Origin of the sequence: Peribacillus frigoritolerans (assembly GCF_030676415.1) — a bacterium.
GTDB classification, from domain to species: domain Bacteria; phylum Bacillota; class Bacilli; order Bacillales; family DSM-1321; genus Peribacillus; species Peribacillus frigoritolerans_A.
Genome location: NZ_JAUUTW010000004.1, coordinates 163,881 through 189,709 on the forward strand (window position 1 = coordinate 163,881; position 25,829 = coordinate 189,709).

Here is a 25,829-nt window from a genome sequence, read left to right on the forward strand (position 1 = left end):
TGTTTCAGTTACCCCTCTTCTACGCTGTCATCTCTATCTTGAAGCCGTGCGGCAACCGTTTCCGGTTGAACGGCAGATAAGATAACATGGTCGCTGTCTGTAATTATAACGGCCCTAGTCCTTCTACCATATGTAGCATCTATTAAGGATCCGCGGTCTCGGGCGTCTTGGATGATCCTTTTAATCGGAGCAGATTCAGGGCTCACGATGGACACGATCCGGTTTGCGGAAACGATATTCCCAAAACCAATATTAATGAGCTTAATTGACATTTTAGTCCCCCATTCATATCTATTGTCACCTTGTTAGGTTCAACATAAACCGACTACTCGATATTTTGAACCTGTTCCTTTAATTTTTCAAGCAGGCTTTTCATTTCCACCACTTCTTTGGTAATGGCCGAATCATTTGCCTTTGATCCAATCGTATTGACTTCCCTATTCATTTCCTGGACAAGGAAGTCAAGTTTCCTTCCAATTGGTTCACTATGGGTAAGCGTCCTTGAAAATTGCTGTAAATGGCTATCGAGTCTGGTCAGTTCTTCATTTATATCACATTTATCAGCAAAAATGGCCGCTTCTGTCATAATGCGGCTATCTTCGATCAATCCTTCAGTCAACTCGGCCAGTTTGATTTCCAACCGGGCTTTATATTTTTCGACGACTGAAGGTGCATGAATTTTGACCCCTGTTACAATCTCACCAAACTTTTTAAGCTGGTGTTTCATGTCCAAGGCCAGTTCCTGACCTTCCAGAATCCGCATTTTTTTCAGATTTTCCAATGCCCCAGTGACCGCCTTCAATACCAGGGATTCCAAATCTGCAGGAACCGCTGGTACTTCTTCCGTCATGAAAATCGATTCAAGTTGCAGCAAATCCTGTAATGTAATGGAACTTTCCAGATTGTATTTTCCCTTGACCTCATCCATCAAACCCACATACTGATCAGCAAGATCCCAATCGATCTTCACCTTTTTGGAAACCAGGCTCTCACCTTCCACTGTAATGAAGATTTCAACCCGTCCCCTTCTTATGTATTGATTCGCCTTCTTCTTCACCTTTTCTTCCAAAACCAAAAGCTGGCGCGGCATTCGAATCGTATATTCACAAAAACGATGGTTCACGGTCTTAATTTCGGCAAAAACCTTGACCTGTTCGTTTTCCGCTTCTTCTCTTCCATAGCCCGTCATACTGGTAACCATGGTTCCACATCCTATCAAACATAATGTAGTAATTTGGCCCTTAACAATCATTATATATTAGCTACAGCACGAAAACTTTAGCTCACAAATAAAATACTACAAAAATAAAAAGGCAATAGAGCAAGACTCTACCACCTTAAAGATTATATCATATATCATTGTGCTTTTCTTGCTAAAAAGGTTCCAGCCAGTAAAAAAGTTGGAATGGATGCCATTCCTATTACTAATAGCCAATCCCTTCCCGAAATTGGTACCGTATGAAAGATTGTTTGTAAAGGCTGCACATACATGACGGCTACCATCAATAATAGGGAGGACAATACCGCCCCCACTAGATAAAGGTTTCCGAATGGATTTCTCGAGAAAATCGAACGTTCGCTTCGGCAATCGAATACATGTATTAGCTGAGCCAGGACCAAGGTGGCGAACGCAATCGTTTGTGCATAAGCAAGGTTATCCGGATTTGCACGATATACTACATAAAATGCTATCAATGTAGAAATACCGATCAGAAATCCGCGTGAGATGATCTTCCAGCCAAGCCCTCTTCCAAAAACACCTTCATTAGCGTTTCTTGGATTCCTTTTCATTACATCTTCTTCTGCGGCATCCAGGCCTAACGCCATCGCAGGCAGTCCGTCGGTTACAAGGTTCACGAATAAGATCTGGATTGGTATCAAAGGTAATGGCAAGGCACACAGCATCGCAAAAAACATGACCAAAATCTCCCCAACATTGGAAGCTAGCAGGTAACGGATGAACTTCCTGATGTTTTCATAAATATTCCTGCCTTCTTTAATGGCAGATTTAATGGTGGCAAAATTATCATCAACCAATATCAAGGAAGAGGCTTCCTTAGCGACATCAGTCCCCGTGATGCCCATGGATATACCAATATCCGCGGATTTTATCGCAGGAGCATCATTGACTCCATCCCCTGTCATTGCAACGACATGTCCCTTATTTTGCAAGGCTTTTACGATTTTCAACTTATGTTCCGGGGAAACGCGGGCAAATACAGAAACACTTTCAACAACTTCCTCAAGTTCCCCGACTTCCATTTCCGCCAATTGCCGTCCTTCAAGTACACGGTCTTTTCCTTTTAAAATACCAAGTTCCTTAGCTATTGCCTTTGCGGTTATGACATGGTCGCCAGTAATCATGACAGTTTTGATCCCGGCATCCCTGCATTCCTTAACTGCCTGCTTCACTTCCGGACGCGGGGGATCGATCATCCCCTGCAGTCCCATGAAGGTCAAATTGCGCTCAGCTTCGGTTTCATGAAGCAAAATCGTTCCTTTTGAAAGAGGTTTATAACCAACAGCAATCATTCGAAGTGCCTGCGAGGCAAGCTCATTCATGTCCTGTTGCACCCTTTCCTTACTCTTCTGATTCAATATTTCCGACTTTCCTTCCCAAAGAATCGTGTCGGACTGGGCGATCAATACGTCGGGGGCTCCCTTTACGATGACAAAATGATTATCTTTATCATCCTTCACTATGACACTCATCATTTTGCGGCTCGAGTCAAATGGAAACTCCTTGACTATCGTAAACCTCTTAGACAAGTGTCCCCTCGTCAACCCTGCTTTCATTGCCGCGACCAACATCGCCCCTTCTGTCGGATCACCGTCTAAAATATATTGTTTACCATTCTCCTTTAACTCAGCTTTGTTACAGAGCATGCCGAATGTAATTATTTGAAGCAAGGCATTATGGTTTTTCGGTGCAACTGAAACTCCATCTAAAGAAAACTCTCCGACAGGATTATAACCAGTACCGCCGACATCCCAAGTTTTCCCTCCGCTCCAAACCTTCGTCACCGTCATTTTGTTTTGTGTCAGTGTACCTGTCTTATCTGAGCAAATCACCGTTGCGCAGCCAAGCGTTTCTACGGCTGGAAGCTTGCGGACAATCGCTTTTTGTTTGATCATACGCTGAACGCCTAAAGACAAGGCTACGGTCACAATGGCTGGCAAGCCTTCGGGAATCGCTGCAACAGCCAAGGATACTCCGGCCAAAAACATCGTATAGAGGTCATGCCCTTGAATGACGCCAGTCAGGACCACGATTACAGTTAATATTAAAGCCGTGACGATCAAAATTTTGCCTAGCTGCTCCAACCGCCTTTGAAGCGGTGTTTCTTTTGTTTCTGCAGTCTGTAAGAGGTCCGCAATCTTGCCCATTGCCGTATTCATTCCTGTAGCGGTTACAATTCCGACTCCATTTCCTCTTGTCACCATCGTTCCCATAAAAGCCATATTTTCCTGATCACCGATACCTTCGACCTCATTCATCAACGGATCAGAACATTTAACGGCGGGAAGTGACTCGCCTGTAAGTGCAGACTCTTCTATTTCAAGGCTTGAATGGTCGATGATCCGTAAATCGGCACCAATTCGGTCACCGCTCGAGAACTTCAGGATGTCCCCTACAACGACTTCTCTCGAAGGGATTTTCAGCCATTGGCCATCCCGAAGAACGTTAACTTGCGGCGCTGCCATTTCCTTTAGGGCATCCAGGGATTTTTCTGCCTTCCGTTCTTGAAAAAAACCAAGTAATCCATTCAAAAAAACAATCGCCATGATGGCAATCGCATCGATATATTCACCCAATATCCCTGAGACTAAGGTCGCGGCAAGTAAAACTATGACCATGAAATCTTTGAATTGGGCGAAAAATAAAAGAATGGCAGACTGTTTTTCGCCTTCCTTCAATTCGTTAAAGCCATGCTTACGCAGCCTGTCCTTTACTTCATCATCGTCCAAACCGTGTGTAACGTTTGTTTGAAGGGCTTTCTCCATTTCCTGATTATTCATTTCCCTGAACTCCATCAAGTATCACACATCCCTTTGAATAGAATGAAATAGCTCCTGTATACATCTCAACAGGCGCTATTTGCTTTACTCATCCAACACCTGCCTGCTTACCGATACATAAAACAACCTGCTCTTCTTCCATGATTATTCAGACTCGTCCAAAATAATGCTATAATTAAACAGAATTGCGGAAAGAAGAACGATTCGGATTATATAATGAATGAACGACCGCCAATCATGATGAATGGTCAAAGTTTGCAATTAATCTCAGGAACCTAAAAAAATAGCATCCATTCAATATATCTGAACTGCAACTCCAGCTTTTCACCCAGTTCGCCAAAAAACTGTGATATAGCTATAATGGGCTGCCCTGATGCATTGATAACACCTAGCAAAATGAGTATCTTAGAAAATTTTATGTAAAGGAAGTAAAAATAGAATGTCATTTGATGGATTATTTACGAAAGCGATGACGGAAGAAATCGCTTCTTTATTAAAAGGTGGACGAATCAATAAGGTCCATCAGCCTTATAAAAATGAAGTAATACTAGTTGTTCGTGCTGGAGGTAAGAACCATAAGCTCTTATTATCAGCACACCCAAGTTATTCAAGGGTGCAATTGACCGAGGAAAGTTATGAAAATCCTAAAGAAGCACCCATGTTCTGCATGCTTCTTAGAAAGCATCTCGAAGGCTATACGATAGAAGATATTTATCAATATGAACTTGATAGGATGATCATTTTTGAAGTGAAGGGCCGCAATGAGCTTGGTGATGTCTCTCAAAAGCAGTTAATCATCGAAATCATGGGGCGTCACAGCAACATTGTTTTAGTCGATAAAGAACGGAATATGATTTTGGACAGCATTAAGCATGTTTCACATGCCGTTAACAGTTATCGGGCGATATTGCCTGGCCAGGAGTATAAGGCTCCGCCCGCACAAGAAAAGAATAATCCCTTCGAGGCTACCGAGGACGACATAAGGAAAAATATTGACTTCAATGCAGGAAAGCTGGATCGACAGCTTGTTGCCCATTTTTCAGGAGTTTCACCATTAGTTGCAAAGGAAGCCGTCTACCGGGCTGGATTGGCCAACAGCACGACCCTTCCATCAGCTTTTTTAAGGATTATCCAAGACATCTCGGAACAGAGCTATGCTGCGACGATCAAACAAGATGGTGGAAATAAAGAAGTTTTTTATATGCTTTCACTGGAGCATCTGACTGGAAATCAACGTACATTTTCTTCATTGAGCGAGATGCTCGACCGCTATTACTTCGGAAAGGCAGAAAGAGATCGGGTTAAGCAAAAGAGCCAGGATGTAGAACGTTTCATTACGAATGAAATCGAAAAGAACTCAAAAAAAATCGGGAAGCTCGAACGTACATTAAAAGATACGGAACGCGGAGAACAGTATCAGTTGTTCGGTGAGCTGCTTACAGCTAATCTATATCAAATGAAAAAAGGCATGAAGGAAATAGAAGTCGTCAATTATTATGATGAAGAACAAAGTATGGTCACCATCCCGCTTGACCCATTAAAAAATCCATCAGATAATGCACAAAAGTACTTCTCCAGATACCAAAAGTCCAAAAATGCAGTCGGAGTCGTCCAAGAACAAATCGAAAAAACAAAATTGGAGTTGGCCTACTTTGAAGCCTTGCATCAGCAGCTCCAATCAGCTTCACCCAGAGATATAGAGGAGATTCGCGAAGAACTTCAGGAAGAAGGATACATTCGGCAAAAAAAGAAAAAAGGCATGAAAAAGCCTGCAAATGCAAAACCGCAGCTTGAAACATATTATGCTACAGATGGAGATCTCATTTTTGTCGGGAAGAATAATAAACAAAATGATTATCTAACGAATAAGTTTGCACGCCGTGATGAAATATGGCTTCATACCAAAGACATACCTGGCTCACATGTTGTGATTCGAAATGAATCGCCAAGTGAAAAAACGATAAAAGAGGCAGCAGTATTGGCAGCTTTCTTCAGTAAAGCAAAGCAATCGAGCTCAGTTCCCGTTGACTTCACACAAGTTCGCCATGTTAAGAAACCGAATGGTTCTAAGCCTGGTTTCGTGATCTATGAGCAGCAGCAGACCGTATATATTACACCTGATGCCGATACCGTCATACGCTTAAAGGAAGCGGTAAAAGAGTAAAAAAAATAGAGGTGGCCCAATCTCCGTGATTGGGCCACCTCTATTTTCATGCTGAAATCCAAGCTGTATCAGCCGGATTCTCCCGCCATTTTTTTAGCTTTTCCAATTCATCTGCTGTGATGTACCCTTTTTCATTAGCGACTTTTATTAAAGTCGAGTAGTCACTCAACGAATGGTTAATAATGCCCTCAGCGCCGAATTTTTCTTTTCCCTTTTCCAATTCATAAGTAAAGATCGAAACGACTCCTAGAACATCACAGCCTGCTTCTTTCAGCGCGTTAACAGCAGTAATCACACTTCCGCCGGTTGAAATCAAGTCTTCAACAACCACCACTTTTTGTCCTGGAACAGCGCGGCCTTCGATTTGATTGCCCTTTCCGTGCTCCTTGGCTTTAGATCGAACATAGCACATCGGTGCATTTAATTTTTCACTCACCCAAGCTGCATGCGGAATGCCGGCAGTTGCTGTGCCCGCTATCAGTTCAGCCTCAGGGAAATGCTGTTCAATCAATCCTTTCAATCCTTCCGCTATTTCATTGCGAACCTCTGGGTACGAAAGGGTTAAGCGGTTGTCACAATAAATAGGTGATTGAATTCCAGATGCCCAAGTAAATGGGTCATTCGGCTGTAGGTACACTGCTTTAATTTCCAATAGATGTTCAGCTATCTTATTATTTAACATGATATTCCCTCCCAAGCTGCTTTCATATCCAAATAAGCCCTTAATGGATCTTCCGCCCCCGTTATGGCTCTCCCTACAACGATCGCATCCGCTCCAAAATCCCTAGCCTGTTCAGGCGTGGCAATTCTCTTTTGATCATGCGTCTTTCCACCTGCATTTCGGATTCCAGGTGTGACCGTTAAGAATTCATGACTGATGCGTTCATGTATGTTCTTTACTTCATGGGTGGAACAGACGACGCCATCCAATCCTGCCTGTTTAGTAAGTTTTGCATAATGGAGGACCGAATCCTCCAGAGATCCGGCAATGTTTTGCTCAACATTCATTTGTTCTTGTGACGTGCTCGTCAGTTGGGTAACCCCAATGCATAATGGACGTTTTTTACCAGCGGACGTTCCCTTATCAAGGCCTTCGATGGCTGCTTCCATCATCATTTGGCCACCCGCCGCATGTACATTGACCATGTCAGCACCTAAAGTTGCCAATCCTGTCATGGCCATTTTGACCGTATTCGGAATATCATGAAGCTTCAGGTCCAAAAACACATCGTGGCCTTGCTCTTTTACGAAAGAGATTATTGATGGTCCATTCTGATAAAATAATTCCATCCCCACTTTTACAGCCAGTTTTTCCGAGTGGAACTGTTTTAGGAATTTCTCTGTTTGAATGAAGTCAGGGAAATCAAGAGCGATAATTAGTGACTGTTTCATTCTGCTTCCAGCTCCTTCCGGTACATTCTGAAATATGGTCAAAACCCAGCTCATCCAGCAATTTCGGTAATTCTTCGATGATGGTCGGGCATACAAAGGGATCCACGAAGTTCGCGGTTCCCACCGCAACAGCACTGGCACCCGCATAGAAAAATTCAATGACGTCTTCCGCTGTAGCGATGCCGCCCATTCCGATTATTGGAATCGACACTTGCTGGCTTACCTCATAAATCATCCGGAGCGCAACAGGTTTTATTGCAGGACCAGATAACCCACCCGTTCTGTTCGAAAGGATCGGTTTGCCAGTCTTTAAATCCAATCGCATGCCGACTAATGTATTTATCATTGTCAACCCGTCGGCCCCGCCTTCTTCTACAGCTTTGGCCATTTCCACAATATTACTGACATTCGGTGAAAGCTTCACATATACAGGAACGGAAGATACTTCCTTGACCGCCTTGGTTACCTCTTTGGCAACTTCCGGTACCGTACCGAAAGCGATGCCTCCTTCTTTTACATTCGGACAAGAGATATTCAATTCAAGTGCTTTTACATTCCCCACCTTGCTTATTTCCCTGGCAACCTTTACATAGTCAGCTATTTGCGAACCTGCAACGTTGGCGATGATGGGAACATCATACCCACCTAGCCAGGCCAGTTCTTCACTGATGACCTTTTCTAAACCTGGATTTTGCAAACCGATGGCGTTCAGCATTCCTGAAGAGGTTTCCGCAACACGCGGAGTCGGGTTACCGAATCTCGGCTCAGGAGTGGTCGCTTTAATCATGATCGCCCCAAGAATATCCAAGTCGAAAAACTGACTGTATTCGCGGCCGAATCCAAAGCATCCAGATGCTGGCATGACCGGGTTTTTCAAGTGTAATCCTGGTAATTCAACTGAAAGCCTGCTCATAATAACACCTCTCCTGCCCGGAATACGGGTCCATCGCTGCATACCTTTTTATAACTGAAACCAGTTGGATCATCCCCTGTATGACACACGCAGGCAAAGCATGCACCGATGCCGCATCCCATCCTTTCCTCGAGGGACAGGTAAAGCTTTTTCTCACGATAGCCCGCTTCCAAGGCTTTTAACATTGGTGTAGGCCCACATGAAAAGATCGTTGCAAACTCTTGCTCCAGGTTGTCTATTACAGTCGTAACAAATCCTTTTGTCCCATATGAACCATCCACTGTGGCAATATAGGTATCACCTAATTCACTGAATTCTTTTTCGTAAAAGATGGCTGATTTGGTCTGGAAGCCCAATACATGGATTACCCTAACACCTTTCGCAACCAACATCTGTGATAATTGATACAGGGGCGGGACACCAATCCCGCCACCAACCAATAATGCCGTTTCGCCCTTTTTGGCCTCATGAACGGGAAATCCGTTGCCAAGGGGTCCAAGGATATCGACCGCTTCCGCCTCTTTACGCTGTGATAACAGCGTCGTTCCTTTACCTTCAGCCCTGTATATCATCGTGAACTGTTTTTCACTGTTGTTGTAAGAAGAAATTGAAATCGGGCGTCTCAACAATGGCTCAGTGCCTTCTGTTGTCTTGACTTGGACAAACTGACCTGGTTGATTCATCTCTGAAACCAATTCACCTTGCAGAGTAAGTTCAAAAATGGATGGGGCCAGTTCCTTATGATTTAACACCTTCATTCTTTCCTTCTTGATCATATATAGCTCACCTCACGACTTTTTTCCGTTTTTCCCATTGCTTCTGCCGAGAAGGTCATGGATTCTATCACTCTTAAAATAGCTTCTGCCGTATCAAGTGATGTTAAGCAAGTGACTCCATTTTCAACCGATTCACGTCGGATTCTGAAACCATCTCGGGCCGGCTGCTTACCTTTTGTCAAAGTATTTATGACAAATTGTGCTTCCCCGTTCCGGATAACATCAAGCAGGTTTGTACCTTCTTCGCCAATTTTACCGACAATCGCAGTCGGGATGCCGGATTGCTCCAATAGGGCAGCAGTTCCGCTGGTGGCTATCAGCTTGAAACCGATATTATGGAAACGTTTTGCTAAAAGTAGCGCTTCTTGCTTATCTTTATCCGATATCGTCAATAACACCGAACCATGCCCCTTAATTTTGAAACCGGAAGCGACCAGCCCTTTATATAAAGCCTTTTCAAGAGTGCTATCTTTCCCCATTACTTCACCGGTCGATTTCATTTCAGGTCCGAGTGAAATGTCCACACCTCTTAATTTTGCAAAAGAGAAGACCGGCACTTTCACATAGACCCCAGTTTGTTCTGGCACTAACCCCGATTTGTAACCTTGACTTTCAAGTGTGTGGCCCAAGATGACCTTCGTGGCTAAGTTAGCCATCGGCACATTCGTAATTTTACTTAAGAATGGAACGGTTCGGCTGGAACGTGGATTTACTTCAATCACATACACTTCTTCATTGCTGATGACATATTGAATGTTCAAGAGACCAATTATATTCAAGCCTTTTGCCAATCGGGTCGTATAATCGATGATTACTTCTTTTTGTTTTTCCGTTAAGTTTTGAGGCGGATAGACTGCAATCGAATCACCTGAATGGACGCCAGCGCGTTCGATATGCTCCATGATTCCAGGGATAACGACCGTTTCACCATCGGAAATACCATCGACTTCGATTTCCTTACCCGTTAAGTAGCGGTCTATCAGGACAGGGTGATCCGGATTTATTTTCACGGCATTTTTCATGTAATGCAGCAATTCTTCTTGTTTATAGACGATTTCCATCGCTCTTCCTCCGAGAACATACGATGGCCTTACTAAAACCGGGTACCCAATATCTTCAGCGATGACGATTGCTTCATCAACCGATGTTGCGGTTTTACCCTTTGGCTGCGGAATGCCTAAATCCTTAAGTGCTCTTTCGAATTTATTTCGATTTTCCGCCCTATCCAGGTCTTCAAGTGAAGTACCAAGGATCTTCACTCCTCTTTCAACAAGACCATCTGCAAGGTTGATTGCTGTCTGTCCACCAAACTGGACGATGACCCCTTCCGGTTTTTCCAAATCGATGACATGCATGACATCTTCAATAGTCAAAGGTTCGAAATAAAGTTTGTCGGAGATACTGAAATCCGTCGAAACTGTTTCGGGATTGTTGTTGATGATGATCGCTTCATATCCCGCTTCTTTGATCGCCCATACCGAATGTACGGTCGCATAATCAAACTCCACTCCTTGCCCGATCCGAATTGGGCCTGATCCCAGAACAATGACACTTTTCTTGTCAGTGACGATGGATTCATTCTCATCTTCATATGTCCCATAAAAATACGGTGTTTCCGATTCAAATTCGGCAGCACATGTATCGACCATTTTGTAAACAGGGATGATTCCTTGCTGTTTCCGGTACTCATAGACGTCAATTTCGGGAACTCCCCATATTTCTGCGATCGTATTGTCAGAAAACCCTAGTTCTTTAGCCTTTTGCAATACTTCGCGATCAAAGGAATGTTCTTGAAGCTGCTTTTCAAAGTCGATTATCTTTTTCAGCTTATGCAAGAAGAATAAATCGATCTGGCTCCATTCGTGGATGGTTTCGATCGTCTTCCCCCTTCTTAACGCTTCGCCGATATAGAATAACCGTTCATCTCCAGCTTTTCGGATCCGTTTCTCTATTTTTTCATCCTCAAACTCGTCATTCAATTCAAGATGGTATATACCCGCTTCAAGGGAACGAACAGCTTTTAGGATGGATTCTTCGAATGTACGGCCGATTGCCATGACTTCTCCGGTCGCTTTCATTTGGGTCCCGAGCCTGCGGTTGGCGCTTTCGAACTTATCGAATGGCCAGCGCGGAATTTTTGTAACGACATAGTCCAGGGCCGGTTCAAAGCTGGCATAGGTTTTGCCTGTGACCGGGTTCATCATTTCATCAAGCGTCAAACCAACGGCTATCTTAGCCGCAAGCTTAGCAATTGGATATCCTGTTGCTTTTGAAGCAAGTGCAGACGAACGGCTGACCCTTGGGTTCACTTCAATGACATAATATTGATAGCTGTTTGGATCTAGAGCAAGCTGAACATTACATCCACCTTCAATTTTCAAGGCACGGATAATCTTCAAAGACGTATTTCGAAGCATTTGATACTCTCTGTCACTTAATGTTTGGCTTGGTGCGGCAACTATTGAATCGCCTGTATGGACACCGACAGGATCGAAGTTTTCCATATTACAAACGACTATCGCATTATCATTGGAATCACGCATCACTTCATATTCCACTTCTTTGAAACCGGCAATGCTCTTCTCAAGCAGACATTGGTGAACCGGGCTGCTTTTCAGGCCACCCTCAACAATCTCGATCAGCTGCTCTTCGTTATCACATATCCCGCCACCTGTTCCGCCAAGCGTGAAGGCTGGACGAACAATGACCGGGTAGCCGACTCGTTCAACGAATGTATAAGCCTCTTCCAAGTTATGAATAATGTCGCTGTCAGGTACTGGTTCCCCTAGATCGTTCATTAGCGTACGGAAAAGGTCACGGTCTTCCGCTTGTTGGATAGCTGAAAGTTTGGTTCCAAGAATCTGCACATTGCATTCTTCCAGGATTCCTGCTTCGGAAAGCTCGACTGCCATGTTCAAGCCAGTCTGTCCGCCCAAGGTAGGTAACAGTGCATCCGGGCGCTCTTTACGAATGATTTTGCTGACAAATTCCAATGTGATCGGTTCGATATAAACCGCGTCAGCCATTTCACTGTCTGTCATGATTGTAGCAGGGTTAGAGTTAATCAGGATCACTCGATAACCTTCTTCTTTTAAGGCTATACACGCTTGGGTTCCTGCATAATCGAACTCGGCGGCCTGTCCGATGACGATCGGACCGGAACCAATTACTAGGATGCTTTTTATATCAGTGCGTTTTGGCATGTTTTTTCCCCCTTGTTGGTTGCAGCTTCAATCATTTGTAAGAATTCATTGAATAAGTAGTTGGCATCTTCAGGTCCTGGTGATGCTTCCGGGTGATATTGTACGGTGAACGCCGGAAACTTTTTATGGCGCAGACCTTCAATCGTATCGTCATTCAATGCTGTATGTGTCACAATAAGATCTGTACTTTCAATGGAAAGTTCTTCAACTGTATATCCATGATTTTGAGATGTGATGGATACCTTTCCGGTACGAAGGTCCTTAACCGGATGATTAGAACCTCGATGGCCGAATTTTAATTTTTCCGTATCCGCCCCGTTTGCAAGTGCGAATAATTGATGTCCTAAACAGATTCCGAATAACGGCACTTGCGTTTGGATTGTACGGATCATTTCAAGGGTCTCATGAACACTTTTCGGATCTCCAGGACCGTTTGAAAGCATCACGCCATCAGGATGATATTGCATCACTTCTTCGGCCGTGACGTTATAAGGTACAACCACGACATCACAGCCGCGCTTCGTCAACTCACGTAAAATCCCATGCTTCATGCCATAGTCTACAAGAACTACCCGCGGGCCTCTGCCCGGGCTGGAATAAGGTGCTTTTGTTGAAACCTGTTTCACTTGATTAGAAGGAATCACCGTTGCTTTCAATTGGGAAACCACTTCTTTTGCATCTTTATTGATATTGCAGAGCGCCCCTTTAAGTGCACCTGATTTCCTGATGATTCTTGTCAGCTTTCTTGTATCGATTCCGCTTATTCCAGGAATGTTCTTCATTTTCAGATATTCATCAAGTGATAATTGGTTTCGCCAGTTGGAAGGAAGTTCTGCTGTCTCCTTAACGACGAATCCTGATATCGCTGGATTGATGGATTCAAAGTCATCCCGGTTTATCCCGTAATTCCCGATTAATGGATACGTAAGTGTAACGATTTGACCGCAATAGGATGGATCGGATAGAATCTCCTGGTAGCCCGTCATTCCTGTGTTAAAAACGACTTCACCTATTTTTTCTACGTCCCCACCGAATGCTTCCCCAAGGAATACTGTCCCGTCTTCTAAAATTAGCTGTCTTTTCATCCTTGAACACGTCCTTTTTCCCAAGCTATTTTTCCTTCCGCAATCGTCATGACTGGCCAGCCATAACATTTCTTTTCATTAAAAGGTGTATTTTTCCCTTTTGAAGCAAACTCTTCAGCATTAATTTCTTTTTCCGTTTCCAAATCGATGAGCACGATATCCGCAGTAGCACCTTCCATTAACTCTCCATAAGGAAGGGAGAAACTTTCAGATGGTTTGATGGTCATGAAATCGATCAATTGCTTTAATGTTATGACGCCCTTTTTAACCAATTCGGTGTAAAGCAGCGGGAAGGCCGTTTCCAATCCTACTATTCCGAAAGGAGCCAGCTGCATTCCCTGCGCTTTTTCCTCTGCCGCATGCGGGGCATGATCCGTTGCTATAAAATCGATGGTTCCGTCAAGCAGTCCTTCTATCAACGCATCCCGATCTTCACGGCCCCTTAATGGCGGGTTCATTTTATAATTCGTATCAAGTCCCGGTATATCATCTTCACACAATAATAAGTGATGCGGTGTAACTTCGGCTGTGACGCGGATACCGGCACGTTTTGCATCCCTTACCGTCCTTACCGATTCCTTCGTGGATATATGGCAAACGTGATAATGGCAATCCGCTGCTTCCGCAAGGAGGATATCCCGGGCAATATGTACAGCTTCACATACGGACGGAATTCCATTGATCCCCTGTTCTTTTGAGAATCTTCCTTCATGGACGGAGCCTTTATTGATTAAGCTATTGTCTTCACAATGAGCAACTATGGCCATATCTTGAGCGGCTGCCCGTTTCATCGCTTCCAGCATCATCCCGGCTTCTTGAATTCCTACGCCATCGTCCGTAAAGGCGAAAGCACCCTTTTGTTTTAATGAAGAAAAGTCGGTCAACTCCTTACCTGCTTCCCTAATCGTAATGGATGCATATGGGAGTACCCTGACATGAGCCGTTTCTTCAATTTTCCTGTTAAGCGCTTCTAGATTCTCCACTGTATCAGGAACTGGCCTTGTATTAGGCATCGCCGCTACCGTAGTGAAACCGCCTCTTGCCGCTGCAAGCGTTCCACTTGCGATTGTTTCTTTATGTTCACCGCCAGGTTCGCGTAAATGGACATGCAGGTCAACGAATCCTGATGTAATTAGTAACCCTTCAGCGTCAACTACCTTACAATTTTCCGTCGCCAGATTCTCGCCGATTTTTGTAATGACCTTGCCATCTATTTCAATGTCCGCTTTTTTGAATGAGTTTTGATTATCTAGCAATACTCCATTTTTGATTACTGTTTTCATGAATGTTTCCCCCTTCGGATTGTTCAAGCACATTTTTTAGTACGGCCATTCTTATGAACACGCCATTCTCCATTTGTTTAAAAATTCTTGAGCGGCCGCATTCGACTAAATCACTGTCTATTTCCACACCGCGGTTTATTGGTGCAGGATGCATGATGATCGCATCCGGTTTCATATTTTTTTCGCGTTTTTTGGTCAGGCCGAAACTTTCCAGATAATCTCCATTTGCCTGATCGTATTTCTCAATATGCCTTTCATGCTGTATTCTGAGCAGCATGACCACATCCGATGTAGCTACCGCATGATCGATGTCTTCATACCTTCCTAAGCTGTTTGTTCTGTCAAACCATTCAGGCGGACCAGAAAATACGACATTCGCTCCTAGACGAGTTAATGCTTCTGCATTCGATTTCGCAACCCGACTATGCCTCACATCACCGATTATCGCAATCTTCAGACCCTTGAAACTTTTAAATTCTTGTTTTATCGTCAATAAGTCCAGTAATGATTGGGTTGGATGATTTCCGCAGCCATCCCCTGCATTAATTATTGGAATCCCGATCTTCTCATTCAATTCGTCAAAATAATTATCCTGTTCATGACGGATGATCAAGGCATTTACACCTATTGCTTCTAACGTTTTAACAGTGTCATATAAGGTTTCCCCTTTTAACACGGATGATGTACCCGCATCAAAAGGAATGACCTCAAGCCCCAATTTTCTTTCAGCCATTTCAAAGCTTGATTTTGTACGTGTGCTTGGTTCAAAGAAGAGATTGGCAACTGTGGTCTGCTGCTTTGGATTCCAGCGAGATCCGTTGGCAAAACACTCTGCCTCATATAAAATTCTTTCAATTTCAGTTAAAGTCAATTCATTCATGGTCAATAATTTTTTCATCGATCCTGCTCCTTTCACATTTGTGATGCGGGGCATAAAAAACACCCCGCCATTAAGGACAGGGTGTAGGTCATAAAGATTGTGAGGACACGGAATGGTTTACACTTTATCCCGTTCTCATTCATCTTTACAGCAACACCCTTTTAAGCCTCTCTGGACTTCTTTTAAAAGGTGAATTTATTGTTTTGATGCAGTATCTTATTTTTCAAATATATCCCCGGATATTTTTTCCCGGTCCGGAAGAATCAAGTTAAGAAGGATTCCGACGATGGCTGATAGTGCCATTCCCGAAAGGGATACCGTTTCCGATAGTTGTACGAACGCTCCTCCGATTCCTAACACCAGGATGACTGAAGCTATCATCAGGTTTCTTTTCTTGTCAAAATCGACCTTATTATCAATCAGCATCCTCAATCCACTTGATGCGATGATACCGAAGAGCAAGATGGAAATGCCGCCCATCACAGCTGTAGGTATCGAGCTGATGACTGCCGAAATCTTACCGTTAAAGCCAAAAATGATTGCAGTCAATGCTGCCCCTCCGATGATATACACACTGTATGCCTTTGTCATAGTCAGGACCCCAATATTTTCACCATATGAAGTCAGCGGCGGCCCGCCGATGAAGGAACCAATCATGATTCCTGCCCCATCTCCTAAAATCGAGCGATGTAAACCTGGCTTTTCCAAAAAGTTTCTGCCGACTACTTTGCTCAGTACCATCTGATGTCCGATATGTTCTGATAAAGTTACGATGGCGACGGGTACCATGATGGCAATGACCTCCCATGAGAAGGACGGTGTATAGGTTACATATGGAAACATGAATTCAGGCATTTCCCACCATTGTGCTGACCTGATCGGTTCATAATCTATTATTCCTGCAACAGCCGAACAGCCGTAGCCCACTATGATTCCCATTAAAATGGGGATCAAGTTAATGAATCCCTTAAAGAACACGTTGCAGATGATGGTTACCGCTAAAGTGATCAGCGCTATAACTATATATGTGACGCTGTATTTATCTTGTGGATCATACATTGCCATGTCCACAGCCGTTCCGGCAAGGCTTAATCCGATTACGATAATCACCGGACCCACTACAACCGGAGGAAGTATATTCATTAACCAGCGCAATCCGACTTTTTGGATAATCAAAGCTACTATACCATATATGAATCCTGCTGCAAAACAGCCGATCATGGCCGCTTCCGGACCTCCTAAAGCCTTAGCCGCGATAATTGGCGTAATGAAAGCGAAAGATGAACCGAGATAAGCTGGTATCTGACCTTTGGTTATCAATAAGTATGAAAGTGTGCCCAATCCGCTTGAAACCAGTGCTACCGCCGGGCTTAACCCTACCAAGAATGGCACCAGCACCGTTGCACCGAACATGGCGAACAAATGCTGGATGCTTAACGTAATCCACTGGCCAACCTTTGGCACGTCCTCGACATCCAGTACGATGTCCCTTTTTGTTTCTTCCATTTCCTTATCCCCCTCATGAAAATTCCATCAAAACTGCAAAAACCCTCTTTGCAGTATGTACAAAGAGGGTTTCTCAGGAGGCGAATGCCTATGCATAGGCACAGCTCTCCCGATTGACTCCCCTTTGCCAGCCTCTCTGGACTGTCTTTAAAAGGGTAATATGAAATTTTCATGTTGTTTAGTTTTCTAATATAGTAACTTGATCTACTTCATCAACTTCTGTTAACGTTACTGTAATTTTTTCAGATTGGGAAGTCGGAACGTTTTTGCCGACGAAATCCGCACGAATCGGCAGTTCCCTATGTCCCCTATCCACTAATACGGCGAGTTGGATTTGCGAAGGCCTTCCCAAATCGACCAAAGCATCCATTGCCGCTCTAACGGTTCTGCCTGTAAAAAGAACATCATCCACTAAAATCACTTTCTTGTTAGTGATATTGACCGGAATGTCTGATCCTTTTACGATGGGTTCCCCATCATTGGTCTTTTTCGAAAGGTCATCGCGATAAAGTGTAATATCCAGTTCGCCCAGTTCTATTTCCTTGCCCTCTATTTGATTGATGCGCTTTGCAAGTCGGTCAGCGAGGAAAATCCCGCGAGTACGTATCCCGATTAAGACGCAATCCTCAATACCCTTATTTTTCTCAATGATTTCATGGGCAATTCTCGTCAAGGCTCTGCTAATGGCCTGCTCATCAAGTACTATGGCTTTCTCATTCAACACGTCGGCCACCCCGATTCCATTTTTCTGATAGGTCAATTTCAACAAAAAATCCTCATGCCAAGAAGGCATGAGGATTTTATCGCAATGGGCATAATTATCCCATTTTGCGTATCCGTTTCCTTCTCAGTCTCTCTGAACTGTGTTAAAGGTTCTTATTAAGTTGTTATTATAATATATCAGAAAAACTTATTTGTCAATCCTTACTTCTACGCAATTGTTCAATTAGATTTTCAAACTCCTCCGGAATCGGAGCTTCGAATTCCATATACTCATTTGTACGTGGATGAATGAAACCTAGAAGACCGGCATGCAACGCTTGTCCATCTAATTTCAGGGTCTTTTTCGGACCATATTTCGGATCTCCCGCTAGTGGGAAGCCAATGTATTTCATGTGAACACGGATTTGATGTGTCCTTCCTGTTTCAAGCTGGCATTCCACCAAAGTGAAAGCTTTGAAGCGTTCGATGACACGGAAATGCGTGACAGCATTTTTCGAATTCGAATCTGTGACAGTCATGCTTTGGCGATCTTTTTTATCGCGGCCAATCGGTGCATCGATCGTTCCGAAGTCATGAGGGATCACACCATGAACTACAGCTTGATACTTACGGGTAACCGTTTTGTCAACAAGCTGCTGTACCAGTTTTTCATGTGCCATATCATTTTTGGCAACCATCAATAGACCTGATGTATCTTTGTCGATCCGGTGGACGATTCCAGGCCGCATGACACCGTTAATTCCAGAAAGATCCTTGCAGTGAGCCATCAATCCATTTACAAGCGTGCCAGATACATGTCCCGGTGCCGGGTGGACGACCATACCGCTCGGTTTATTAACCACGAGTACATCTGCATCTTCATAATAGATATCCAAATCCATTTCCTCTGCTACCGCATCCAATTCCTCAAGATCAGGAATCGTCACTTCGATTGTATCGCCAGGAATAGCTTTGTAATTCGTCTTTATCGCCGTGCCATTTACCAAAACATGATCATCCTTAATCCATTGCTGGACCTGAGTACGTGACCATTCCTCATTCAAAGTGGAAAGAGCCTTATCAATCCTAACTCCTTTTAGTGTTTCATCGATGCTGTATAACCTTTTATCCATTATCTTTCTCCTTAGCGTTTTTTTCTTCTAAAAACATATGAATCACGAGCAGTCCGACACCAATTGAAAGCGCAGCATCAGCAACATTAAATACCGGGAAACTGTAGCTGAAAATATAGGTATGAACGAAATCCACTACTTCCTGACGAGCAACACGATCGATGAAATTACCAATCGCACCGCCTAGCATGAGAGCAAGTGCAACTCCAAGCAAAATGCTTTCCTTCGCCATTTTCTGAATATAATAGACAAGTCCAATAATGACAGCGATGGTGATGATGTAGAAAAACCACATTTGACCTTGTAGAATTCCCCATGCTGCCCCACGATTACGATGCGAGGTGATATATAGAAGGTTTTCAATAATTTCAATGCTTTCTCCGTACTCCATTTTTTTCACAATCATCCATTTTGTCAGCTGATCGAGAGCTATGACCAAAAGGGCAATCAAATAATAAAACACATTTTTTCCCCCAAACTAATCAAATCTTCACTTTTGAATTGTAGCATAAACTAGAAATAATGACTAATCCGAAAAACAGAAGTCTGCTAACTGTACCTGAAGAATATAGGAAGATTGAATAAAGGCAAAATTCCCTATTGAGGTTTTAGCTTTCATTCCCACAAAAAAGCCGGCCCTTCATAAAGGGACCGGCTTTTTTTGTAGGAATTATTGATTCACGTAATGCTCTTTCACGACTGTAGCACAACGCGGGCAAAGTGTTGGATGTTCTTCCACTTGACCTACTTCCTTCGAAACATTCCAGCAGCGTTCACACGTTTCACCCTCTGCTTTTGTAACAAGGATCGCTATATCCTCAAGTTTAACCGCTTCTGCTGGAGCACTTGCCACATCGCCAGCGATTTCGAATTCGGATACGATGAATAGCTGTTCAAAGCTTTCCTTGATGCCATCAAGCAGATTCTTCGTTTCTTCATTAACATATACCATCACTTTAGCGTTCAGTGATTTTCCGATGACCTTCTGGTTACGGGCTTCTTCTAATGCTTTCAGAACATTATCACGGACATCCATGAACGCCGTCCATTTTTCTTCAATGACTTCAGCATCATCAATGGAAATTTCTTCAGGCATCAATGTCAACTGTACACTTTCTTCCGTTACACCCGGAATGAAGGCCCATACTTCATCAGCTGTATGAGAGAGGATCGGTGACACCAATTTCGTTAAGCTGACCAATGATTCGTAAAGGACCGTTTGAATGGCCAAACGCTCTTTACCATTTGGTGCTTCACAATAAAGAATGTCTTTTGCATAATCAAGGTAGAACGAACTTAAATCCTGTGTACAGAAATTATTGACCATATTATAAATTGTAGCAAACTCATAATTTTCATAACTTAGCTTCGACTGTTTGATCAGTTTATTCAATTTCACTAGCATGTATCGATCGACTTCAGGCAATTCCTGGACTGCCACTTTATCGGTTTTTGGATTGAATCCATCCAAGTTCCCTAACAGGAAGCGGAATGTATTACGGATTTTACGGTAAACTTCCGAAACTTGTTTTAAAATAGGATCGGAAACCCTGACATCCGATTGGTAATCCACCGAAGCTACCCAAAGGCGTAAGATATCTGCACCAAGTTGGTTCATGACCTTGGATGGCAGTACTACGTTCCCAATCGACTTACTCATTTTACGGCCTTCGCCATCCAATGCGAACCCGTGGCTAAGTACACCTTTATATGGTGCTTTGCCTGTAACCGCAACACTTGTTGAAAGTGATGAGTTAAACCAGCCACGATATTGATCGGACCCTTCTAAATAAAGGTCAGCAGGGCGTTGCAAGTCGTCTCTTTCTTCAAGTACCGCTTGATGAGAAGAACCGGAATCGAACCATACGTCCATGATATCCGTTTCTTTCGTGAAGATACCATTCGGGCTGCCTTCATGTGTATAGCCTTCAGGCAGAAGCTCTTTCGCTTCACGCTCAAACCAGATGTTTGAACCGTGTTCGCGGAATAGGTTTGAAATATGGTTGATGGTTTCATCCGTAATGATCGGCTCGCCATTTTCTGCATAGAACACTGGAATTGGCACGCCCCAGGCACGTTGGCGGGAAATACACCAATCCCCGCGGTCACGGACCATATTGAATAGGCGTGTTTCGCCCCAAGCCGGTACCCATTTGGTTTCTTCAATCGCTTCAAGAAGTTCACTGCGGAAGTCCTTGATTGACGCGAACCATTGTGCTGTTGCACGGAAGATCGTTGGCTTCTTCGTACGCCAGTCATGTGGATAAGAGTGCGTAATGAACGTCAAATTCAATAACGCGCCTGCTTCAGTTAATTTTTCGGTAATCGGTTTATTCGCTTGATCATAAAATAATCCGGCAAATTCCCCTGCCTCTTCCGTCATGACTCCTTTTTCATCTACAGGACAAAGTACGTCCAAGCCATATTTTTGCCCAATGATAAAGTCATCTTCACCATGGCCAGGCGCAGTATGAACACAACCCGTTCCAGCTTCAGTCGTTACGTGCTCACCTAACATCACTAAAGATTCGCGGTCATAAAGAGGATGTTTGGCAACAGCACGGTCCAACTCGCTTCCTTTTACTGTTTTCAGGATAGACGGGTTTTCCCAGCCTAAAGTTTCCGTAACCGATTCAAGCAGTGCCTCAGCAAGTAAGAATTTTTCATTTTCGACAGCCACTACTACATAATTTAATTGCGGATGCAGTGAGATACCAAGATTAGCCGGAATCGTCCATGGAGTTGTCGTCCAGATGATGATTTTGACGCCTTCATCGATTACACCTTTTCCATCTGTGACTTCAAAAGCAACATAGATCGACGCAGAGCGTTTGTCTTGATATTCAATTTCAGCTTCGGCTAGCGCTGATTCACTTGATGGGGACCAGTAAACAGGTTTTTTCCCTTTATAAATGTAGCCTTTTTTTGCCATTTCACCGAACACCTTGATTTGCTGTGCTTCATATTCAGGCTTCAATGTGATATAAGGATTTTCCCAATCACCACGGACCCCTATTCTCTTAAACTGCTCACGTTGATTGTTAATCTGACCATAAGCATACTCTTCACAAAGCTTTCTGAATTCGGCAACGCTCATTTCTTTCCGTTTCACGCCTTTTTTCGTCAATGCCGTTTCGATTGGAAGCCCATGCGTATCCCAGCCAGGTACATACGGTGCTTGAAAACCGCTCATTGATTTAAATCGGACAATGAAATCCTTTAAAACCTTATTCATTGCATGGCCCATATGGATATCGCCGTTGGCATATGGAGGTCCATCATGCAAAATAAATAAAGGACGTCCTTCCGTTTGTTCTTGCACTTTTTTATAGATGTTCATTTCTTTCCATTTTTCTTGGATTTCCGGTTCACGTTTCGGCAAATTCCCCCGCATTGGAAATTCAGTTTTAGGCATCAATAAGGTATCTTTGTATTCCATCATAAAATCCTCCATCCGTCTTTTAAAAAATTCATTCGAACCGATGACTTGATATCCGGCCAAAATAAAAAGCCCTCTCATCCCTAAAAAAGGGACGAGAAAGCTTTGCTTCCCGCGGTACCACCCTGGCTAGAAAGATTCACAAAGTGAATCCAACCTCTCGAGCATTCGTAACGTGAATGAAACGCTTCATTTACTTACTGCAAAAGCAGGTTCAACTCAGAACTCAAGGGTGATTTTCAATATCTTCGCTTATTCCGGGCTTTCACCATCCCCGGTTCGCTAAAAATAAGTGTGTGAAGAATTTACTTTCCCTGTCATCGTCTAATTTCATAATGAATAGTATTGTTAAAAAATTATATGCGAAAAAAGTGTTCAAAGTCAAGGAATCGTTTAAATTTCCTCTTCCACTCTCTCATTTAATTCTATTTCAGTCGCATCCACTTCATAATCCAGAAGATGATCCCAATCGTCATTGTCCAGCAAATCCAGCTGTGCACCGACAAGCATTTTGAAACGCGTCCGGAATACTTTGGATTGCTTTTTCAAATCTTCAATATCCATCGCTATTTTCCTTGCTTTCACAAGTGACTCATTGACGATCCGGTCAGCATTTTTCTCTGCTTCCTTTATGATCAGTTTCGCTTCTTTTTGGGCATTGCGCCTTAATTCTTCGGCTGCTTCTTGAGCGACAATAATCGACTTGTTAAGTGTACCCTCAATTGTCGTAAAATGTCCCAAACGATCAAAAGTCTCGTTCAGTTTATCTTCAAGTTCTTTCTTCTCCCTCAAAATCAGTTCATAATCTTTAATGACCTGGTCGAGAAATTCATTTACCTCATCTTCATCATACCCTCGAAATACTTTGTTAAATTCCTTGTTATGTATATCTATCGGGGTTAAGGGCATTACGGCACCTCCAGAACGGTTTCTACTCTAGTATGTTAAAACTCTATATTCGACAATAAATTTATAAATCCTGCTTTTTATTGAATTATTTTTGTCTGCCTAACGAGATTCTCCACTTATCCTTCTTGGTTTTCCCATCAATTGACGCTATTTTACATCTGCCAAAACCTCTGATGGATAGTGTATCACCTTCACGGCATTCTTCCGAGACGTTTTCCGTTTGCTTGAAATTCACCTTTACTTTTCCTGATGTTATCAAGGACTGAGTTTTTTGACGGGACATATTCAGGACGGACGATAGCACACTGTCAAGCCTAAGAGAACTGACGGTGGTTACTTGCTCTTCCCATTTTTCCTTAACATGGACGATACTCTCAATTGGAAGCCGTTTGATGGAAACGGAAGCGTTACCTATTTTCTCCAGATTTCCTGTGAGATATGAATCCATCTCTTCGGCAGCTATAAATTGAATATAGTCTTCCGTCACTATTATATCACCAAATTTTTCACGCTTTACCCCTAGTGACATCAAGGTTCCAAGTATTTGCCTATGTTCAAGCGTTACAAATTTTTTTGGATAGGAGATATCGTATAAGGAGATATTGAAATCAGATGGTTCAGGAGAGTAATAATCAGGGTAAATGAGCACACGTTTTCGCTCTACGAAATCGCTCCCGCCATTGAATTGCAGTTTCGCTTCCGGATCATTCCCTATTAAGGAAGTTAGGATTTCCTGCTGACGCGGATCAAGAAAATCAGATAGTTTCGGAGCGTAGGAATTTTTAACCTGATCAACCCAATTCATAGCCTGGTCAATAAATTCTTTTTCCTCCGGCCTGAAATGCTGATAAATGCTCATGATTGAATAAATGCTCCTTAGTTATCAAATTAATGGTCGATCATAAGGAATTGATTATACGGTTCTGCGTTGCAACTACACAGCGGAGAATGTTCCGACTGTGTAGTAAGATGCATGTCAGGTTAATTGTTGATCATCCTATTAATGTCTGTAAGTAATAGATTCCATAACCGCTGGCAAAATTAAGTACCAGCAAGGCTACAAGAGGTGAAAGATCAATCATGCCAAGTGGCGGAATGAACTTTCTGAACGGTTCTAAATACGGTTCGCAAATCTTTTCCAGAAATTGACCAATCGATGTCCCCCTTGCATTGGGGAACCATGACATCAATATGTAACCGATTAATGCCATTGAATAAATTTCAATTAAATAATATAAACCCTGAAGCACTAAACCCATAAACCATTACCACCTCGCTTCTTCGTACTCCTCTTCGGCCGCGAAGCCGGTAATATTACCGGAAACATCGACGTTGTCCGGGGTACATAAGAATATATCTGTTCCGATTTTTTGGATATCCCCGCTGATTGCATAGACAGTCCCGCTTAGAAAATCGATGATTCGCTTTCCTTGGTCATGCTGGATTCGTTGAAGGTTCACGACTACAGCACGCCTGTTTTTTAAATGGTCAGCTACCTCCTGGGCTTCTGCATAAGCACGAGGCTCCAATAATACTACTTTAGAAGATTTCTGTACGCTTTGCAAACTTACGATATTCTGATTGGTATTATTCCCTGCCGAAGCGGACTGCTGCTGTTTAGCTGACTTCACGACTTTTGGTTCAGCCTCCTCTTCTTCCATCACTTCATCCTTGTACTCATACTCATCATCCAGCGCGAAATAAGATTTAAATTTTGATACGAACGACATCTATAGCGTACCTCCTTAAAATTATTCGCCTACAAGTGCTGTACCAATCCTGATCATTGTTGCGCCTTCCTCAATGGCAATCATGAAATCATTGGACATGCCCATGGACAATTCAGTGCAGGGGGCGTGCTTCAACTCTAAATTTTGTACTTCAACCTGGAGGCCTTTCAGTTTCCGGAAGCATTCCCGCAAAACCTGTTCATCATCGGTCAATGGAGCCATTGTCATCAATCCTGCAACATTCACCTTATCAAAATCAGATAACCCTTTTATGAAATCCATTGTCGCCTCAGGATTCAGACCATGTTTTGATTCCTCACCAGAAACATTCACCTGCACTAAACAGTTTATCGGCCCATTTGCGCGTTTTTGAATTTCTTCTGCCAAGGAAATGCGATCCAATGAATGGATATACGAAATTTTATCGATGACATTCTTTACTTTGCGTGTTTGCATGGAACCAATATAATGCCAGTTAGGCTTGTCCTTCAGCACTTCATATTTATTCAAAAGCCCTTCGTCACGGTTTTCACCCAAATCAAGTATTCCCGCTTCCAAAGCTTCCTTCGCTCTCTCGACCGAAACATATTTCGTTACAGCGATTAACTTTATCGCTTCACGGTCCCTTCCACTATTTTCACATGCTATATTTATTTTTTCTTCGATGTCTTTTAAATTGTCCACTACTTTCACT

At 43.1% G+C, this 25,829-nt stretch carries 22 protein-coding genes; 1 reads left to right on the top strand and 21 read right to left on the bottom strand.

The window, feature by feature from the left end:
* Positions 1–8 precede the first annotated feature (8 nt).
* The 3 genes from remA to Q8G36_RS06095 all read right to left on the bottom strand — a co-directional run bounded on the left by remA (position 9) and on the right by Q8G36_RS06095 (position 4,035).
* Entirely contained in the window at positions 9–272 is a 264-nt protein-coding gene (gene remA, locus Q8G36_RS06085) for an extracellular matrix/biofilm regulator RemA (protein ID WP_034313813.1), read from the bottom strand.
* A 53-nt stretch (positions 273–325) separates the two neighbouring features.
* Positions 326–1,201 carry a YicC/YloC family endoribonuclease gene (locus tag Q8G36_RS06090; protein WP_305159355.1) on the bottom strand — a complete coding sequence of 292 codons (876 nt, stop codon included), beginning with the start codon at positions 1,199–1,201 and terminating at the stop codon, positions 326–328.
* Between the two features lie 155 nt (positions 1,202–1,356).
* Entirely contained in the window at positions 1,357–4,035 is a 2,679-nt protein-coding gene (locus tag Q8G36_RS06095) for a calcium-translocating P-type ATPase, SERCA-type (RefSeq protein WP_305159477.1), read from the bottom strand.
* Positions 4,036–4,459: 424 nt separating this feature from the next.
* On the opposite strand from Q8G36_RS06095, the gene Q8G36_RS06100 reads away from it, so the two are divergent.
* Entirely contained in the window at positions 4,460–6,184 is a 1,725-nt protein-coding gene (locus Q8G36_RS06100) for an Rqc2 family fibronectin-binding protein (RefSeq protein WP_305159354.1), read from the top strand.
* Positions 6,185–6,230: 46 nt separating this feature from the next.
* Here Q8G36_RS06100 and pyrE read toward each other — a convergent pair whose 3' ends face one another.
* The 18 genes from pyrE to Q8G36_RS06190 all read right to left on the bottom strand — a co-directional run bounded on the left by pyrE (position 6,231) and on the right by Q8G36_RS06190 (position 25,828).
* Complete coding sequence (pyrE, locus tag Q8G36_RS06105; protein WP_305159353.1) at positions 6,231–6,866, bottom strand: orotate phosphoribosyltransferase; 636 nt, start codon at positions 6,864–6,866, stop codon at positions 6,231–6,233.
* Positions 6,860–7,576: an orotidine-5'-phosphate decarboxylase gene (gene pyrF, locus Q8G36_RS06110; RefSeq protein WP_305159352.1), complete on the bottom strand. Its 717-nt coding sequence runs from the start codon at positions 7,574–7,576 to the stop codon at positions 6,860–6,862. The genes pyrE and pyrF overlap by 7 nt, the downstream gene beginning before the upstream one ends.
* Entirely contained in the window at positions 7,548–8,489 is a 942-nt protein-coding gene (locus Q8G36_RS06115) for a dihydroorotate dehydrogenase (RefSeq protein ID WP_305159351.1), read from the bottom strand. The genes pyrF and Q8G36_RS06115 overlap by 29 nt, the downstream gene beginning before the upstream one ends.
* The gene (locus Q8G36_RS06120) at positions 8,486–9,265 is read right to left on the bottom strand and encodes a dihydroorotate dehydrogenase electron transfer subunit (RefSeq protein WP_305159350.1); all 780 of its coding nucleotides are present in this window, start codon (positions 9,263–9,265) and stop codon (positions 8,486–8,488) included. The genes Q8G36_RS06115 and Q8G36_RS06120 overlap by 4 nt, the downstream gene beginning before the upstream one ends.
* Positions 9,262–12,468, bottom strand: a complete 3,207-nt coding sequence (gene carB, locus Q8G36_RS06125; protein WP_305159349.1) for a carbamoyl-phosphate synthase large subunit — start codon at positions 12,466–12,468, stop codon at positions 9,262–9,264. The genes Q8G36_RS06120 and carB overlap by 4 nt, the downstream gene beginning before the upstream one ends.
* On the bottom strand, positions 12,447–13,553 hold the full coding sequence (locus Q8G36_RS06130; protein ID WP_305159348.1) for a carbamoyl phosphate synthase small subunit: 1,107 nt from the start codon (positions 13,551–13,553) through the stop codon (positions 12,447–12,449). The genes carB and Q8G36_RS06130 overlap by 22 nt, the downstream gene beginning before the upstream one ends.
* Positions 13,550–14,836 carry a dihydroorotase gene (locus Q8G36_RS06135; RefSeq protein WP_305159347.1) on the bottom strand — a complete coding sequence of 429 codons (1,287 nt, stop codon included), beginning with the start codon at positions 14,834–14,836 and terminating at the stop codon, positions 13,550–13,552. The genes Q8G36_RS06130 and Q8G36_RS06135 overlap by 4 nt, the downstream gene beginning before the upstream one ends.
* Positions 14,799–15,734 (bottom strand): aspartate carbamoyltransferase catalytic subunit, encoded by a 936-nt coding sequence (locus tag Q8G36_RS06140; protein WP_305159346.1) that lies wholly within the window; start codon positions 15,732–15,734, stop codon positions 14,799–14,801. Before Q8G36_RS06140 ends, Q8G36_RS06135 begins: the two co-directional genes overlap by 38 nt.
* A 198-nt stretch (positions 15,735–15,932) precedes the next feature.
* Entirely contained in the window at positions 15,933–17,222 is a 1,290-nt protein-coding gene (locus Q8G36_RS06145; protein ID WP_305159345.1) for a solute carrier family 23 protein, read from the bottom strand.
* A gap of 178 nt (positions 17,223–17,400) precedes the next feature.
* Positions 17,401–17,943, bottom strand: a complete 543-nt coding sequence (gene pyrR, locus Q8G36_RS06150) for a bifunctional pyr operon transcriptional regulator/uracil phosphoribosyltransferase PyrR (RefSeq protein WP_305159476.1) — start codon at positions 17,941–17,943, stop codon at positions 17,401–17,403.
* Between the two features lie 196 nt (positions 17,944–18,139).
* Positions 18,140–19,057, bottom strand: coding sequence for an RluA family pseudouridine synthase (locus Q8G36_RS06155; protein ID WP_305159344.1), 918 nt, complete (start codon positions 19,055–19,057; stop codon positions 18,140–18,142).
* Positions 19,050–19,520, bottom strand: coding sequence for a signal peptidase II (lspA, locus tag Q8G36_RS06160; RefSeq protein ID WP_063231919.1), 471 nt, complete (start codon positions 19,518–19,520; stop codon positions 19,050–19,052). Before lspA ends, Q8G36_RS06155 begins: the two co-directional genes overlap by 8 nt.
* A 207-nt stretch (positions 19,521–19,727) precedes the next feature.
* Complete coding sequence (ileS, locus tag Q8G36_RS06165) at positions 19,728–22,496, bottom strand: isoleucine--tRNA ligase (RefSeq protein WP_305159343.1); 2,769 nt, start codon at positions 22,494–22,496, stop codon at positions 19,728–19,730.
* Positions 22,497–22,889: 393 nt separating this feature from the next.
* Positions 22,890–23,405 (bottom strand): DivIVA domain-containing protein, encoded by a 516-nt coding sequence (locus Q8G36_RS06170; protein WP_034313857.1) that lies wholly within the window; start codon positions 23,403–23,405, stop codon positions 22,890–22,892.
* Between the two features lie 85 nt (positions 23,406–23,490).
* On the bottom strand, positions 23,491–24,264 hold the full coding sequence (locus Q8G36_RS06175; RefSeq protein ID WP_305159342.1) for an RNA-binding protein: 774 nt from the start codon (positions 24,262–24,264) through the stop codon (positions 23,491–23,493).
* A 133-nt stretch (positions 24,265–24,397) separates the two neighbouring features.
* Positions 24,398–24,664, bottom strand: a complete 267-nt coding sequence (locus Q8G36_RS06180; RefSeq protein WP_305159341.1) for a YggT family protein — start codon at positions 24,662–24,664, stop codon at positions 24,398–24,400.
* Positions 24,665–24,670: 6 nt separating this feature from the next.
* Positions 24,671–25,135 (bottom strand): cell division protein SepF, encoded by a 465-nt coding sequence (locus Q8G36_RS06185; protein ID WP_063231922.1) that lies wholly within the window; start codon positions 25,133–25,135, stop codon positions 24,671–24,673.
* Between the two features lie 21 nt (positions 25,136–25,156).
* Complete coding sequence (locus Q8G36_RS06190; protein ID WP_305159340.1) at positions 25,157–25,828, bottom strand: YggS family pyridoxal phosphate-dependent enzyme; 672 nt, start codon at positions 25,826–25,828, stop codon at positions 25,157–25,159.
* Position 25,829 lies beyond the last annotated feature (1 nt).